Source organism: Anaerobacillus alkaliphilus, assembly GCF_004116265.1.
GTDB lineage: Bacteria > Bacillota > Bacilli > Bacillales > Anaerobacillaceae > Anaerobacillus > Anaerobacillus alkaliphilus.
This window is the reverse complement of record NZ_QOUX01000047.1, coordinates 267,332-282,371: the sequence shown is the minus strand read 5'-3', so window position 1 is coordinate 282,371 and position 15,040 is coordinate 267,332. Positions and strand designations below refer to the sequence as shown.

Below are 15,040 nucleotides of genomic sequence, written 5' to 3'. Positions count from 1 at the left end.
TTAATGTTCTTTATGAGTAGATTGTACTCCTAAACACAGATTACTCTTGTGAGAAAAATCACACTTTTGACTGTTTGGTCCTCTTTTCACAAATGTGTCATATATCTTCGTCCGTCAAAGCAAAACATACAGTAGTTATGGACCTTTGGAACTTGTGCTGTTAGTCCTTTTTCAATTTCGCTCATAAAACCATCATTTTGGATCGTAAATTGGTGAATTTGGACCGTAAATGTTCAGTTTTGGACTGTAAATGAACAAGTTTGGACTGTAAAAGTAAATTGACCGCGGATATATCCCTCAAGAAATTAGATCCATAAACGATACCCGCCTATTTTAAGTCTGTCCTTGTTCCTAAACATGTAAAAAAGCAAAAAATCAAGCTCATTTTAAGTAACATGTTAGAGAACGTTGTAAGAATAGTATCTCATTCGTTGTGAAATGTAGTTCATACAAAGTTTTATATGAATTACCAATTTCTCTTTCGAAATTGGGCAAGTTCCATTTAACAAACATAAAAAAGCTCAGAGCAACTCTGAGCTTTTCGGTGAATTTGTCGTTATTGATTTCCTTTTTTTACCCACTCTGCTACGGTAACTGTTCGTTTTGCTTGATACTTAACAGCTGCTTCAACATCTTCAATCATTTTTCCGTCTTGACCCACTGTTACACTTACCCCGTATGGGTTACCTCCTGATGTAAATTGAACAGGATCTGTGTAACCAGGTGAGGCAATAATTGCGCCCCAGTGGTGCATCGTTGTGTACAATGATAAAATCGTCGCTTCTTGACCACCATGAGAATTTTGAGCTGAAGTCATAGCACTGACTACTTTGTTTGCCAGTTTCCCGTGGTACCATAGACCACCTGTCGTATCCAAGAATTGTTTCATTTGAGCTGGCATATTACCAAAACGTGTTGGTACACTGAAAATAATTGCGTCTGCCCACTCTAGATCATCTAATGTTACGTTTGGAACATCTTTTGTTGCCTCTACGTGAGCTTTCCAACCTTCGTTTTCATCGATGACATGTTGAGGTGCTAATTCAGGTACCTTTAACACTTTTACTTCAGCACCAGCTTCTTTGCCACCTTCTTCAGCCCATTTTGATAATTGATAGTTCGTTCCACCCATGCTGTAGTATATGACTGCTAATTTAATATTTTCCATCGTATTCGTCTCCTTTGTTTTTCCAAATATTTTTTCGAAAAAGCTCATAGGATTACACACTCCTATTTGTTACCTGATATATTTTTTTTAAAACTTAGTACACATAAATTCCTCTTGAATTAACATTTCTTAAATTCAAGAATTCAGAACTACATTTTCCCGCTACCTGACAATAGCACAAGACTCCAATAACAGTTCAATTAACTCTAATCCAAATATTATCATATCAAGTATTATGATTTCAAGATATGTGACTCGTTACAATCTAAAAAGATTCTAACGAGTTAAATACTATAATAAACTTATACTTTTAAAGTCCCCCTTCAGTTCCCCAAACTCTATTTATCCCTCATATTCCTTTTCAAACACTTTCGTACTCCTAACTGTCTCAATTGGTCGAACTAACGTTTCAATTTCTGCACGTTTCGGTTCTAAGAACGGAGGTAAAGATAATTTTTCACCAAGTGTTTCATAAGGTTCATCGCCCATAAAGCCTGGTCCGTCCGTCGCAAATTCAAATAAAATCTGTGGAGCAACTCTTGCGTATAACGACTCAAAGAAATAACGATCGACATAACCAGATGTGCTAAAACCAAAACTACTCAATCGTTCATTCCATTCATCCAAAACCGAACGATCATCTATACGGAACGCCGCATGGTGTACCGTTCCATACCCTTGTCGCGCTGGAGGTAAACTCGTATTCGATTCGACAATCACTGAAGCTCCGTTTCCACCTTCACCTACTTCAAATAAATAGAAAGATCCATCTCTCGCAGTTTCTTTAAATAATAGCACCCTCTCTAGCAATTCTTTAAAATAGTCAATGTTTCCAATCCGGACAAAGACGGGACCTAACCCAGTAATCGCATATTCGAGTGGAATTGGACCTTTTTGCCAAGGAGTACCAGATTCCACGCCCTTATTTTTTTCATCTGAAATTAATTGATATTGTTGATCATCAAAGTCAACGAATGAGAGAGTTTTCTTTCCAAATTGTTCTTTAATTTCAGTATGCTTGACATCTAAACGATCAAACCGTTTGACCCAATAGTCTAATGCAGTATCACTTGGGACACGGAACGATGTCTTTGAGATTTCATTTGTTCCATGGACACCTTTTGGAATACCTGGGAAGTCAAAGAACGTCATATCTGTACCAGCACTACCTTTATCATCTGCAAAGAATAAATGATACGTTTGAATATCATCTTGATTCACTGTTTTTTTAACTAACCGCATTCCTAAAACATAGGTAAAAAATTCATAGTTCTTTTCTGCACTACTCGTAATTGCTGTTACGTGGTGGATTCCTTTTAAATGGTTCATATTCATTTCCTCCTAAAAAAATATATTTTACTCTTCAATAGGGGCTAAGTTTGCTTCAATCTCGGCCCGTCTTCCCTCTAAAAATGGTGGTAAATCCAGCTGTTCCCCTAAATGTTCGACATCTCCATCTATTGTAAAGCCCGGCCCATCTGTCGCTATTTCAAACAGTATCCCGTTAGACTCCCGGAAATACAAACTCTTAAAGTAATAACGGTCGACAATACCTGAGGTTTGGAAACCTCGTTGTTTTACTTGCTGATCCCAGTAGGCAAGTTCCTCATCGTTTTTGACACGTATCGCCAAGTGATGAATACTTCCACGACCTGGTCTTTCCGATGGACCGTCTAAATAGCTGACAACGATTTCTCCAAAAACTTCACCGTCGATCGATTGAAAGATGGCTTCGTTTTCACTACGGCTAACCTCTGTATAGCCGAACATGTCTGTAAGGGTACTCGCAAGTTTTTCGAGTCTTTTCACCGTCACTTCCACAGAACCCATACCTTGAATTTGATGCTCAGCTGGGACATTTGACTTTTCCCATGTTTGCCAGTGCTCAACCTTCTCCCCGTTTGATACGAGCAGCACGAGACGTAACCCTTCTGGGTCCTCAAATTTCAATGCGGCACGATTGGCATATCTTGATATTTCTTCATGATAAACCCCATGCTGTTCAAAACGTTTTTTCCAATACTGCAAACTTTCTTCAGAAGATACTAGTAAACCAATTCTAGTAATCGCATTTGTACCACGATGCGTTTTTCCAACTGATGGAATTTCGAAAAATGATAGTTCAGTGCCCGGGCTACCTGTTTTATCTCCGTAAAATAAGTGATACATGGTTGGAGCATCTTGATTTACAGTCACTTTCACGCGTCGTAACCCAAGCACATGTTTATAAAATTGATTGTTTTGATTTGCATGTTTTGTAATCATAGAAATGTGATGATGCCCAGGAATTTTATACATATCATTTCCTTCCTTTCAATTTACTAATCAAGTGATCAATATTATTTCATCTTATTTTCAGTGTTCTTTTGTAACTTGGTCATAAGTGCATATAAAGTCTTCTGCTCTTCTTCGGATAGACACTCATTAATGATCGACGTTTGAAAAGATAGTTGATGTTCAAAAACTTCTTCCATCTTATCCTCACCTTTTGAAGTAAGGCTAATCCATTTAGTTTTCCAATCCTGTTTACGAATGATATAGCCCTCTTGCTCTAAGCGCGTAAGCATACGTGATATTCCACCTTCTGACACGGTTACTTTCGTAGCAAGTTCATTTTGCATAATCGGTTGATATGTTGAAACCTGATTTAATACATCAAATTGAGCAACTGTTATCCCATACTGTTTTAGAAAATCATTTGATAATAGATTACTTTGATGGGTAAAACGAGTAATACGAAACCAAATGAGTGAACTACGAGTATTTTTTCTCACATGACTCAATTCCTTTCTCACCTATCACTTTACACTTCAAGTGAAGGGAATGCAACAAAAATATCTCGAATTCAAGATATTATTTTTTTAAAACAAAAAAAACGTCAAGCAAGTATCAAAAATCTCGCTTAACGTTTGTATGTTATTTGATGTTTATCTTACTTCCACAGCCACAAATAGTTGTATGCTTTAGAGTTTTAATTTCAACTTGACACTTGGAGCATAAGCTTTTTATAGGTCTCATGGTTATCAACTCTTTCCACCATAGTATATACAAAGTATAGCAAAAAGTATTTTAAAGTCAATATCTTTTTATAATAATTATAAACAAAAAACTATAAATACCCCACAACCAATGTAGGGTATTTTATATTTGAATATCTATAGGTGTACAAAAGTCAGTACCGGAACTGTTATTCCAATCTAAACGAAGCCAAACTAGCCCTACCATTCCCAGTATAAGTGAAATACAAGGCTTGGATTCCGTCTGGAATTGAAATCTCAGAAGAATATTCTGTCCATACATTAGTAAATTCAACAGGTATTGTAGCCAGTGCTTGACCATCCCATGCGGTCTTTACTTCAAATGCACCATTGCAATATCCTCTAACTTTAATTTTCACCGTCTTTACATCCTTACAGTCGAAATACTTAAAGCCAGCCGTAGCAGAATCTAACATATTCGTAATATATCCTATTTCTTCATCGCCATCTTTACCATCCTGAGTGATCTTAGGAAAATGACTATCCATCCATAGATCGCCTGAATACTTTTCCTCTATACGGTAGAACAGATTGCACGCTATATACGCTGGATACTCACCACGACCCAGTAATGCTCCCCCGTTGGGACCACATGAAGTCATTTCTACTTGAGGAATTGTCCCATCGTTTAATATTTCAATTGGCTCTATACAACCTTGACGGCAGAAGTTAGAACCATTCGTATGTCGATGATAGAAGATATACCATTGATTGTTTATTTCAACGATACTACCATGGTTATTCCCACCGTAAAACATCGGTTTATCGGCAGGTTTATATGAGTCAATATGAAGATCATTATTGCTGACAATCACACCTTGATATTCAAAGCCTTTCGTCGGATGTTTGCTCGTAGCATAACAAAGTTCATGGAAAACGATTGAAGAATAAATAAAATAGTAGGTATCGCCGATTTTTCTCACTGAAGGTGCTTCAAAGAACTCATGCCCCATAAAACTACTTCCTTCACTATAAGGCTCACTAGGAGCAAGAAACGCCGGTTCTTCTATAATTGTAAGCATGTCTGCTCCAAGAACTGTTGCCATCGGCCCTTTTCTCGACCTATCTCCAGTCGGACAAAAACCAGTATATAGATACGTCTTGTCCCCTTCCGTTAAAACACCAGGGTCAAACTGCGGTTGATCTCCTTCTCGTTCTCCTAGGCGGGTACCATCAGCATATTTTACATACCCGTAAAATTCATACTTGCCAGCTGGTGTATCAGAAACAGCTACTGAAACAATTGATATTTTATCTAATACATAGTACAAATAATATCTTCCATCTGGTCCAAGTGTAACATCAGGAGCATACAAACACATATGGCCAGTAGGATTTAATGGATCATCTGTTTTCCGATAAATAACACCCTCATACTTCCAATCAGATAAATCTGCTACTGGTGCAGAATAACATACATAATCATTTAAGCAGTATACATGTCCATTAAAACGGTCATGCGAGCCATAAACATAGACTCTTTCGTTAAACACATGTGGTTCTCCGTCTGGGATATACTCCCATGAAGGAAGATAAGGATTTAGTCCTTGTTTCTTCATCAGCATTGTCTCCATTTCTATTACTAGATTTACAAGCCTAATTTAAAATAGCATAAAAATCCATTTCTACGTTATCTAGTATAGCATCAGAAGTAAGAGTCATGTATATCACCCTAAATTTCTCTATACTAATTTAATCAAGAGATAAACTTCTTTGGGAAAGGGGCTCCCGTTATTACTTCAGATATCCATTCTGCGTGAGACAATGTACCTGTCTCCTTGTCTTCTCTTCTCGGAGGTGACATGAACGAACAAAAGGTTTAAGATAGAAATTGGTAATCTATTTATTCCACAAGGAGTTGAAGAAATGTCAGTTCAACAGTTTTTAGAAGAGCAAAATTTGGGAGTGAAAGAACTACATCAAAACATAACCAATGCAAGCTGGATGGCCCAAACTACCGGTGAAAAAGAGTGGGCGCAAAAGGTTGCTGAAGCGCAAACGGAGTTTCGTACATATTTTTCAAATCCCGAATCGTTGCAAGCAGTTCAGGACTACTTAAAGGAAACAGACTTAACAGCACTTGAGCAACGACAATTAGAAGGCCTTCAACGTACGTTCATGGAAAATCAGCTTCCGGCCGAAGTCCTAAAAGAGTTATCACAACTATCTGCTGAATTAAATCATATGTTTAACACGTATGAACCTGAAGTAAATGGGAAAAAGCTTTCAGCGAATGACGTTCGCAATATCTTAATCAATAGTCTGGATTTACAAGAGCGTGAAGACGCTTGGAAGGCTTCAAAAGAAGTTGGAAAGGTAGTTGAAGAAAAGCTTCTAACACTGATCAAAGTTAGGAATGAAGCGGCAAAAGCAGTTGGATTTAACAATTACCATGAGATGTCGTTTAAAAATCAAGAATTAGATCGCGAAGAGATTTTCTCAATCTTTCAGCAACTGATTGATCTTTCGGATAGCACCTTCCGTCAATTGAAACAACAATTAGACGAGGAACTAGCAGCGAAATTTGAGATATCCGTTTCTGATTTACGACCATGGCATTATGTCGATCCTTTCTTCCAAGAAGCACCTGCTTCTAAAGAAACAAATCTTGATCCTTTTTTCAAAGATCAAGACATCGAGAAGTTAACTGCCGATACATTCGCTGCAATGAACATCCCAATTGAAGATTTATATGCTAAGAGTGATATGGATCCACGCCCTGGGAAAAACCCAACAGCTTTTTGTACAGACATGGATCGTAACGGGGATACTCGTGTATTATGTAACAACCAGCCGGATGCATATTGGATGGGAACGATGCTCCACGAATTTGGTCACGCCGCTTACTTTAAATATTTAGATCGTGAGCTTCCTTATGTTCTAAGATCACCAGCTCACACGTTAACAACTGAAGCCATTGCCATGTTATTTGGTAAAATGACCGAAAACAAAGAATGGTTGGAAACGTTCCTAAAGCTTGAAAGTGATCAGTTAGAAACGTTAGCACCAGCCCTTGAAAAATTTGAACAGTTAAAGATGCTTATTGCAGGACGATGGATTATTACATTCGTATTCTTCGAAAAAGAATTATATGAAAACCCAGATCAAGATTTAAATGCACTTTGGTGGAAACTAGTGAATGAAATTCAATTAGTGAATTCTCCAGAAAACCGTGACCTACCAGACTGGGCAGCAAAAATCCACTTTACCCTAGCGCCTGTGTACTACCAAAACTATCTACTTGGTGAATTAACATCAGCTCAGCTTCATCAATATATTAAAACCGAAGTTTCGGAACAATTTTTCAACCCAACAGTTGGAAACTTCCTAAACGAACAGTTCTTTAAACCAGGCTCAAAATACCACTGGAACGAAAAAATCAAACGTGCGACAGGGCAACCACTAAACCCACAATATTTTGTTGATGCATATTGTAAGTAAGCTCTCTCTTATACACTAAAATAGCTAAAGTCCGCTATTAAAAAATAGAGTTGCTTTCGACCTTATTGTTTCCACTTTAACTTTGCTGGTTAGCCAAGTGTAACAAAGGGATAAATTGGAAACAACATTAAGAGGTCTTATTATCCATAACTAGATAATAAGACCTCTATACTATTTCAATATCCATTTATACTAAAATCCTTTCTAATTAATGAATTAGTAACTCCCATGTACTTTAGACTAGTAAATATCGCCTAACTTTGCTTCTGTTGCATCACAACCTTTCTAGTTATTGAGTTAAGGCTTGCTATGCTCTTGAAGTCGATTTAAGATTATCGCCCCACCCCTCTCGTTTATGTAGATTGATTATAGTAAACTTTTAAACTAACACCCATGTACGATAATTTAGTACATATCGCCTAACCTTGCTTCAATAGTATCACACCCTTCCAAAAAGTAATTACGTGTCTTTGAGTTTAAGTACCATGTATCAATCCCTTTCTTATGTGACTTTTGTTACTAGTGATTGTTTGGCTTGTCCTTATAATAGCAAAGTTATTTGAGTTTTGTAAACATTCGAAATATTCTATCTTCAACCATTTTACAACAGTTTTTTCTGCAAATCTCGTTTATTCTACATTTCTCTAAGTTTTTCGTTGTTAAAAGAAATTATGGATTAGCACAAGGTAGCGCTTTGTGGTAGAGAATACTCTTTCAATAATCATTGCTCTTCTAATTTTCAATAATACCAAGGTTTTTATCATCTATTTTTCTATCTAAAGTTTTCGATAACTAACTATCATTAACCAACTTATATTGGTTTTGTTTTAATTTCATTTAGCATAAAAATGCTCTCCTTCAAGTAGGAAGGGAGCATATCAGAGGGGTCTCCTGTTTTCTTCGTTTTTCGAAAGAAGCAAGAGAACCCACCCTTTGCTTCCTATTTCACCAATTGATTTCGTTCTTCCATTTGAAAAGGTTCTTCCATCCAACCATTTTTGATCATTATTTTTGCACCTTTATGAGCATATTCAAATATATCTTTCGCAAAAATAGTCATTTTAGCTGGTAAATCATTTCGCAAACTAAACGCGGTACCTAATGAACTACTCCCCATTGAAAAACTACAAAAAAGACTTATACAATACATCATCAATTTATCAGAAAAAGGTGCTATTGTTGAACGGGTTGCATTACCTCCTGATGTTTGAGGAACTTGTATACCGTTTTGTAGAAAGGTTTCACTTAGTTCCTTTACAATACTTTTAGCAAGTTCAGTTCCATCATGAAAGTATTTTTTAACCTCACCTTCATTTGCACATTGAGCAAACCCTGTAATCAATTGAAGCCCAGTGATATTTGATTCTATTGCATGATGTATTAGAGCAACTTCTACTGTATTTAGTGAACGTTTTTCACTAAATGGATTTATAGCTAGTCCACCAAAGTAGTTGTTATCTTTAACAAATTCAATTGACTGTGGCATTGAAACATGGGGAGATTTAACAAGTAACCCCTTTTCGAGCAAATATTGTGTACATAGGTTGTAATAATTTTGAGTAATGGTAGTCAGCTCTTTTAATATTAGTACAATATCTTCTCGATAAGACATAGTTATATTTAATGAGTGAAGTCCCATGCTAATTTGCTTCAAAAGACGAACAAACATGATATCAAAACCATTATCATATAACTTTGGCACCTCTTTGTTAACATCTTGAGCAGTATACCCAACTGGTATTACAGCCCCTTCATTTTGTAACGTTTTTGTGATGATCCCAACATACTTGTCAATCTCTCCATATAAATCAGTCATAATATTCTTTGCTTTTTCATCATCGGCTTTTTCTATAAAATATTCTAACATACGTAAAATCATGGTCTTTTCCTGATATGTAAGCCATAATACACCTAATTCAGATGAAGTAATAGCTGATTTTTCTGACATATAGATCCCCCTAAAAATTTCTCGTTTTAGGTTTAGCATAAGATGGCATCTTAATTCAGTTTTATATTTTCTCACTCATTTTTCTTGACAGGACACAAGGACAGGTTCCAAACAGAGGACAGAGGGACAGGTTCCCTGTCCCAAAATATCCAAATCGTCCTTAACTTTTAGCTAATTGTAATTTCCGAACCATCAAATTTTGTAAGTGTAAATCCTGTAAAATCTTCATTATAAGTCTCTTTATAATCACTAAGCATTTCTATTGCGACCGCTTCTCCCAATTTAATGCCTTCAATTCCATCTGAACGCCAATGAACCCCAGCGAAATCTCTGCCTAGAGAGATATTAGCTGCTAATTTATTTAACTCGCCTCCAATTGTTAATGGAGTTGTAGAATAAGGGACTAAGGAAAGACCATCTGAGCTAGATCTCACTGCATCGGGAATAATAAATCCTTCATTAAAAAATGCTTTAAGGACGGTAACACCAGCACCAGCAATCGTCGCGTGCCCAGCAGGGTAAGCAGGGTGAATTGGACACCCTTCAGGGTATGACATCGGTAAAAGATAAGTACCGTATTTATCATAGATTTTTGAGAGTACTTTCGAATCTAAAAGTTCTGAATGAATCGGGTAATTTTTCGCTTTTGTTACATGATTATGAACCCTGCCACCAAATTCCTCAGGACGAAGTTTGCGATGAACTAAGAACTTATGAAACCAAGCTGCCTCTAACGCTAACCGCGTTACCTTTGTTACTAAATCTAAAATATGTGGACTACCAAATGTAACAAATCCTCCTTGAGTGGCAGATTTCAAGTATGGATTAGTTTCAGTTAGCGCGTCCCTACCCCAGCTGTTCAAAATAAGACAAGCCGATAGTGGAGCTTGACACGAGAAATCAACATGTACATATTCAGCCAGATCACGCCCGTTTCGAATATAGCGAGATGTATCATCTTTTTGAGAACTAGTTGAACTGCCCCCATTTTGGACATTTAACCATTCATCAAAAGATGTCATGTGATCGGCATTGGCTAAGGTCGTTCGATAACGTTGACTAATTATCGTTGAACCAAACGGAATGTCTTTATACAAGAATTGAGATATATAAGGGCCGTCCAGGTCAGCAGGCGTATCTCCGCGAAACAAAGTACCTGTCGTTACAGCACTATTTAATTTCGGTCCTCTAAAATCTGATAAATTTGAGAGTTCTTCTGCCGCTTCAATTGTTAATGGATGATTATCATAGTCTTCAAAATTGATGTCGCGTGTGAGTGCCTTCCAATAAAGTTCCGCCATTTCACCTGCCTGCCAAGCACTGCTAAACGTTGGTGGAATAGGTAATGCTTGTGCATGGCAGTCTGATCCAATCAAATCATAGCAATATGACGCCTGAGGATTTGCTATTTTTACATCTCCTCCTAGAGGGATTGCTTCAAAATCAGCTGGAGTACCTCTCTTTAACGCTTTAGTAAAGAAGTCATACGCTTCAAGCTCTACTTCACCAAGGGAGTTATGTGGTAATGCTTTAGAAAAACTAGCTATTTTATTCTTATATAGTGATTCGTCCTCATTACATTGATGGTGGATAGTAGGTTGAAGTCTATGATACCACGCCATATCCCTTCTTAGGCGATAGGCTTTCCTTTTACGTTCCCTTCCATTAAGAGGTCCGTATACACAATTTTTTTTATTTCTAGCCACGATATCAACACCTTTTCCATTTAAATAGAAAAACATATTAAAATATTGCCAATCTATTTATATGTTGGATTATGGAAGTGGGTGTCTACACTGAAATTAGAAATTTACAGAGGGATTCACGTCAATACCAATAGTAACTAACCATCAGTGCGGTAATTGCTTACTCCATCAGGGGTCAGACCCTTTTTTCAAAAAACCTTGATTATAAAATATCTAACCATATTTTCACCGCAGTTGCTGCTATTAAAACGGCTAATATGACTTGTAAAAACTTCGTATTCATCTTTTTCCCTGTCATCACACCTAATGGCGAGGCAATTATGCTTGCTACAATCATTATAAAGGCCGGAAAATAATCAATTTGCCCTGTGGTGATTTTCCCAACGGTTGCTCCAATTGATGAGATGAAAGTAATCGCAAGTGAGGATGCAATTGTCATTCGTGTTGGGATCTTTAAAATAACAAGCATGATCGGTACTAATAAAAATGCTCCTGCTGCCCCAACAATGCCTGCACCGATACCGACAATTAAAGCAAGAACTGCCGCAAGCCCTTTGTTAAATCTCACCTGTTCAAGTGGTACATCATCAATCCCTTTTTTCGGTAGAAACATCATGACAGCTGCAATTAGTGCTAATAAACCATAAACAATATTAATTCCATCTTCCGACATGGCGCTTGAGCCAAATCCGCCAATAAAACTACCTATCAGTATACTCGAACCCATATATATGATTAAGTCTTTATTCAAGTACCCACCTTTGCGGTACGCCCATACCCCTCCAATTGTTGCAAAAAATACTTGAATGGCACTAATCCCAGCAACCTCATGAGCTGTGAATACAGCAACACCAAACAACGGCGGGATATAAAGAAGCATTGGATATTTAATAATTGAACCTCCGATACCAAGCATTCCTGAAATGTAGGAACCGGTAAACCCAATAAGGAAAATACTAATAATAAAAGTAATATCCAATTTGTCATCCCCCTCTTGTGATCTTATATATAAATTGAAGGCTTGAGGTTTTTCCTCAAGCCTTCAATTTTGATGATTGGCTGTTTTCGCAAAGTTTGTTGCTTTCGAAAAAATCCCAAAAACCGGATTTTTACACAAATTACTAAGAATTCACCACTAATTTAGTAAGTATTGCTCTTTCTTACATAATTCATTGGCTGATCTTCATCTAGTGTTTTTTTTTCGATAATTTTAGGATAATAAACCAACGATGTTTACGAAAGGAGCCTAATGATTTACCCTTTCTTAATCCAAAACTTGAATACACCATTTTCTTCAAGATCTTGAAATAACTCATGTCCACCTGACTTTGCCCAGGCAGTAAGATCGTTTTTTGCTCCTTTGTCTGTTGCATGGATTTCTAAGACTTGACCAGACTCCAGCTCAGCAATGGCTTTCTTTGTTCGAACTATTGGCATTGGACACGCTAGACCCTTGGCATCTAATACTTTATCTGCATTCATTAATAAAACCTCCATTTGATAGTTTTGAAGTCAGTCAAAGACCCCCATTTTATTGCCGTACTTAACTATTCTCTATCTTACTGCACAGCGGTTTGGTCCAATTTCCATCTCACGCTGTTGTTCTTCGTCCGGACTGATATTTCCCATATTTGTTTGACGAATTTCTTGATAGGAATTCGGCTGCGGAGGTAAATTTTCTGTCACCAAGGCTCGGAATTCTGCTTCATCTTGAATATTTAAGCCATGGTTTTTGGCAAACAATGTTCCAAGTTTTTCAGCCACGCTTCCATCTTCGTTTAATTCTTCAATAATCATAAAATGTGCAGGTAGAACGATTAAATCATCTGATAATTCTCTAAATCTTGTATACAAGGACTCTCGCAAATCACCGACCCAATCCTCTGCCATTCCAGCTAAATCCGGTCTTCCAATTGAATCGATGAAAAGAATATCACCTGATAATAAATACTTTTCATCAACTACAAAGGACGTAGAACCAATTGTATGCCCAGGAGAGTACAAAGCATGAATGTTTATCGTCGAATTACCAATGACGACGTCGGTTCCTCCTTCAAGTGCTGCGTACTCAAATACAACTTCCTCCGCATCCTTTGGCGGTAACCAATATGTTCCACCTGTGATCTGAGCAATCAGTCTTCCTCCAGAAATGTGGTCCGCATGTAAGTGTGTATCAAATATATGCGTAATTTTTGCCCCAACTTCTCTCGCAAAATTAACATACACATCTGTCATTCTTGTCGCATCAATAATTACCGCTTCCCCGTTTGATACGACCATATAAGAGAGACAGCCTTTACCTAAACGGACAAATTGATATAATTCCCCTCCGTCTTTTAAATCCCCTACCTTCACCGGCTCTAAATACTCGCTCCAAGATTTCATGCCTCCCTCAAAATAAAAAACATTCAAACCTTGATCAGCAAGCATTTCCGCCACCATCATCGAGGAACCTTCTTTTGCACAGACGACCAAAATCTCTTTATCGGTCGGGACTTTATCCATAATTTCCTCTACGCCGTCAAGCAGTTCGAAATACGGAATGTTAAGATACTCAAAGTTCTCTCCTTCTATTTTCCAATCTGCATAATCACTTTGATTTCTTACATCCAAAATGAATAATTCCTTTTTTTCTATTACTTTTCTTGCTACCTCACGAGAATTCATTGGTTTTATTGTCACTATAAATACCCCCTATTGTATTTTTCAGTGTAAAAAAATTTAATGTCACGTCAGTAATTTTGGCAAACAATATAATTGATCCACCAACTTCAATTCCTTCAGCTGACCCTTCTTTCTATACTTGTGATAAAATTAATAACTCCTATCGACTTTTAGTTTCACCTGTCCATTTACTCATACCTGGAATAACATTTATTACATTCTTAAATCCTGCTTCTGTTAACTTTTGCGCTGCAAAATCACTGCGATTTCCCGTGTGACAAACGACATAAATTGTTTGTTCAGCATTAAGTTCATTCAATCGATTTTCGATATCCCCAAGAGGAATTGACATCGCACCTGGTATATGATTAAAAACAAATTCAGCAGATTCACGGACATCTAACACCAATAAATCTTCATTACTGGCTAATTTCAGTTGAAGTTCTTCATTACTTGCCACAAGCGGATGCTTTTTTTCCTCTTTCTCTTCTCCACTCGCCTTACGTAGATAATGTTTTAATACACCGCCTTCATCTACCGTCCCCAAGTATTGATGCCCTGTACTTCCTGCCCATGCTTTAATATCTGCAGTTGATCCTTTATCAGTTGCTTGAACTTCTAACACCCTCCCTGGTTCTAGGTCATTCATTACCTTTTTTGTACGTACGATTGGCATTGGACAAGCTAACCCTTTTGCATCTACTTGTTGGTCAAATTTAATAGTCTCCATTTTATTCCTCCTGTTTATATACCCGTGTAGGTATTGTTGTTTCTAAAAAAATTTATACTACTACGTTTCCTTCCCATTCAATCATGCCACCAACCATATTAAAGACCTTGTAGCCATGACTTTCGAGGTATTTCGTTGCAATCCCACTTCTAGCTCCTGAGCGACAAACAATAATATATTCTTTCGTCTTGTCTAATTCTTGTATTCGAAATTCAAGTAGTCCAAGAGGTATGTTCAAACTTCCCGGAATTTTTCCTGCAGCAACTTCTACGGCCTCTCTTACATCAATGATAGTAGGATTTACTATTTTTTTTACCTGTTCTGTTGTCAGTTCTCTCATAATTT

At 37.2% G+C, this 15,040-nt stretch carries 13 protein-coding genes; 1 reads left to right on the top strand and 12 read right to left on the bottom strand.

Features of this window, described 5'->3' with window-relative positions; all coding sequences use genetic code 11:
- Window positions 1–556: 556 nt before the first annotated feature.
- The 5 genes from wrbA to DS745_RS21710 all read right to left on the bottom strand — a co-directional run bounded on the left by wrbA (window position 557) and on the right by DS745_RS21710 (window position 5,765).
- Complete coding sequence (gene wrbA, locus DS745_RS21730; protein WP_129080340.1) at window positions 557–1,168, bottom strand: NAD(P)H:quinone oxidoreductase; 612 nt, start codon at window positions 1,166–1,168, stop codon at window positions 557–559.
- Window positions 1,169–1,510: 342 nt separating this feature from the next.
- A complete protein-coding gene (locus DS745_RS21725; protein ID WP_129080339.1) occupies window positions 1,511–2,497 on the bottom strand; it encodes a ring-cleaving dioxygenase in 987 nt (328 codons plus the stop codon).
- 27 nt (window positions 2,498–2,524) lie between these two features.
- Window positions 2,525–3,466 (bottom strand): ring-cleaving dioxygenase, encoded by a 942-nt coding sequence (locus tag DS745_RS21720; RefSeq protein WP_129080338.1) that lies wholly within the window; start codon window positions 3,464–3,466, stop codon window positions 2,525–2,527.
- A 41-nt stretch (window positions 3,467–3,507) separates the two neighbouring features.
- Window positions 3,508–3,942 (bottom strand): MarR family winged helix-turn-helix transcriptional regulator, encoded by a 435-nt coding sequence (locus DS745_RS21715; protein WP_129080714.1) that lies wholly within the window; start codon window positions 3,940–3,942, stop codon window positions 3,508–3,510.
- Between the two features lie 413 nt (window positions 3,943–4,355).
- Window positions 4,356–5,765 (bottom strand): family 43 glycosylhydrolase, encoded by a 1,410-nt coding sequence (locus DS745_RS21710; protein WP_129080337.1) that lies wholly within the window; start codon window positions 5,763–5,765, stop codon window positions 4,356–4,358.
- Between the two features lie 307 nt (window positions 5,766–6,072).
- Here DS745_RS21710 and DS745_RS21705 point away from each other — a divergent pair, with 307 nt between their 5' ends.
- Window positions 6,073–7,647 carry a M2 family metallopeptidase gene (locus DS745_RS21705; protein ID WP_129080336.1) on the top strand — a complete coding sequence of 525 codons (1,575 nt, stop codon included), beginning with the start codon at window positions 6,073–6,075 and terminating at the stop codon, window positions 7,645–7,647.
- A gap of 940 nt (window positions 7,648–8,587) precedes the next feature.
- On the opposite strand, the gene DS745_RS21700 is transcribed toward DS745_RS21705, so the two are convergent.
- The 7 genes from DS745_RS21700 to DS745_RS21670 form a co-directional block, all read right to left on the bottom strand.
- On the bottom strand, window positions 8,588–9,595 hold the full coding sequence (locus DS745_RS21700; protein ID WP_129080335.1) for a DUF3231 family protein: 1,008 nt from the start codon (window positions 9,593–9,595) through the stop codon (window positions 8,588–8,590).
- A gap of 167 nt (window positions 9,596–9,762) precedes the next feature.
- Window positions 9,763–11,337 carry a vanadium-dependent haloperoxidase gene (locus DS745_RS21695; protein WP_129080334.1) on the bottom strand — a complete coding sequence of 525 codons (1,575 nt, stop codon included), beginning with the start codon at window positions 11,335–11,337 and terminating at the stop codon, window positions 9,763–9,765.
- Between the two features lie 166 nt (window positions 11,338–11,503).
- Entirely contained in the window at window positions 11,504–12,280 is a 777-nt protein-coding gene (locus DS745_RS21690; RefSeq protein ID WP_129080333.1) for a sulfite exporter TauE/SafE family protein, read from the bottom strand.
- A gap of 275 nt (window positions 12,281–12,555) precedes the next feature.
- On the bottom strand, window positions 12,556–12,783 hold the full coding sequence (locus tag DS745_RS21685; RefSeq protein WP_129080332.1) for a sulfurtransferase TusA family protein: 228 nt from the start codon (window positions 12,781–12,783) through the stop codon (window positions 12,556–12,558).
- 72 nt (window positions 12,784–12,855) lie between these two features.
- A complete protein-coding gene (locus tag DS745_RS21680; RefSeq protein WP_421721848.1) occupies window positions 12,856–13,968 on the bottom strand; it encodes an MBL fold metallo-hydrolase in 1,113 nt (370 codons plus the stop codon).
- A 157-nt stretch (window positions 13,969–14,125) separates the two neighbouring features.
- Window positions 14,126–14,695 carry a sulfurtransferase TusA family protein gene (locus DS745_RS21675; RefSeq protein ID WP_129080330.1) on the bottom strand — a complete coding sequence of 190 codons (570 nt, stop codon included), beginning with the start codon at window positions 14,693–14,695 and terminating at the stop codon, window positions 14,126–14,128.
- Window positions 14,696–14,747: 52 nt separating this feature from the next.
- On the bottom strand, window positions 14,748–15,035 hold the full coding sequence (locus DS745_RS21670; protein WP_129080329.1) for a rhodanese-like domain-containing protein: 288 nt from the start codon (window positions 15,033–15,035) through the stop codon (window positions 14,748–14,750).
- Window positions 15,036–15,040 lie beyond the last annotated feature (5 nt).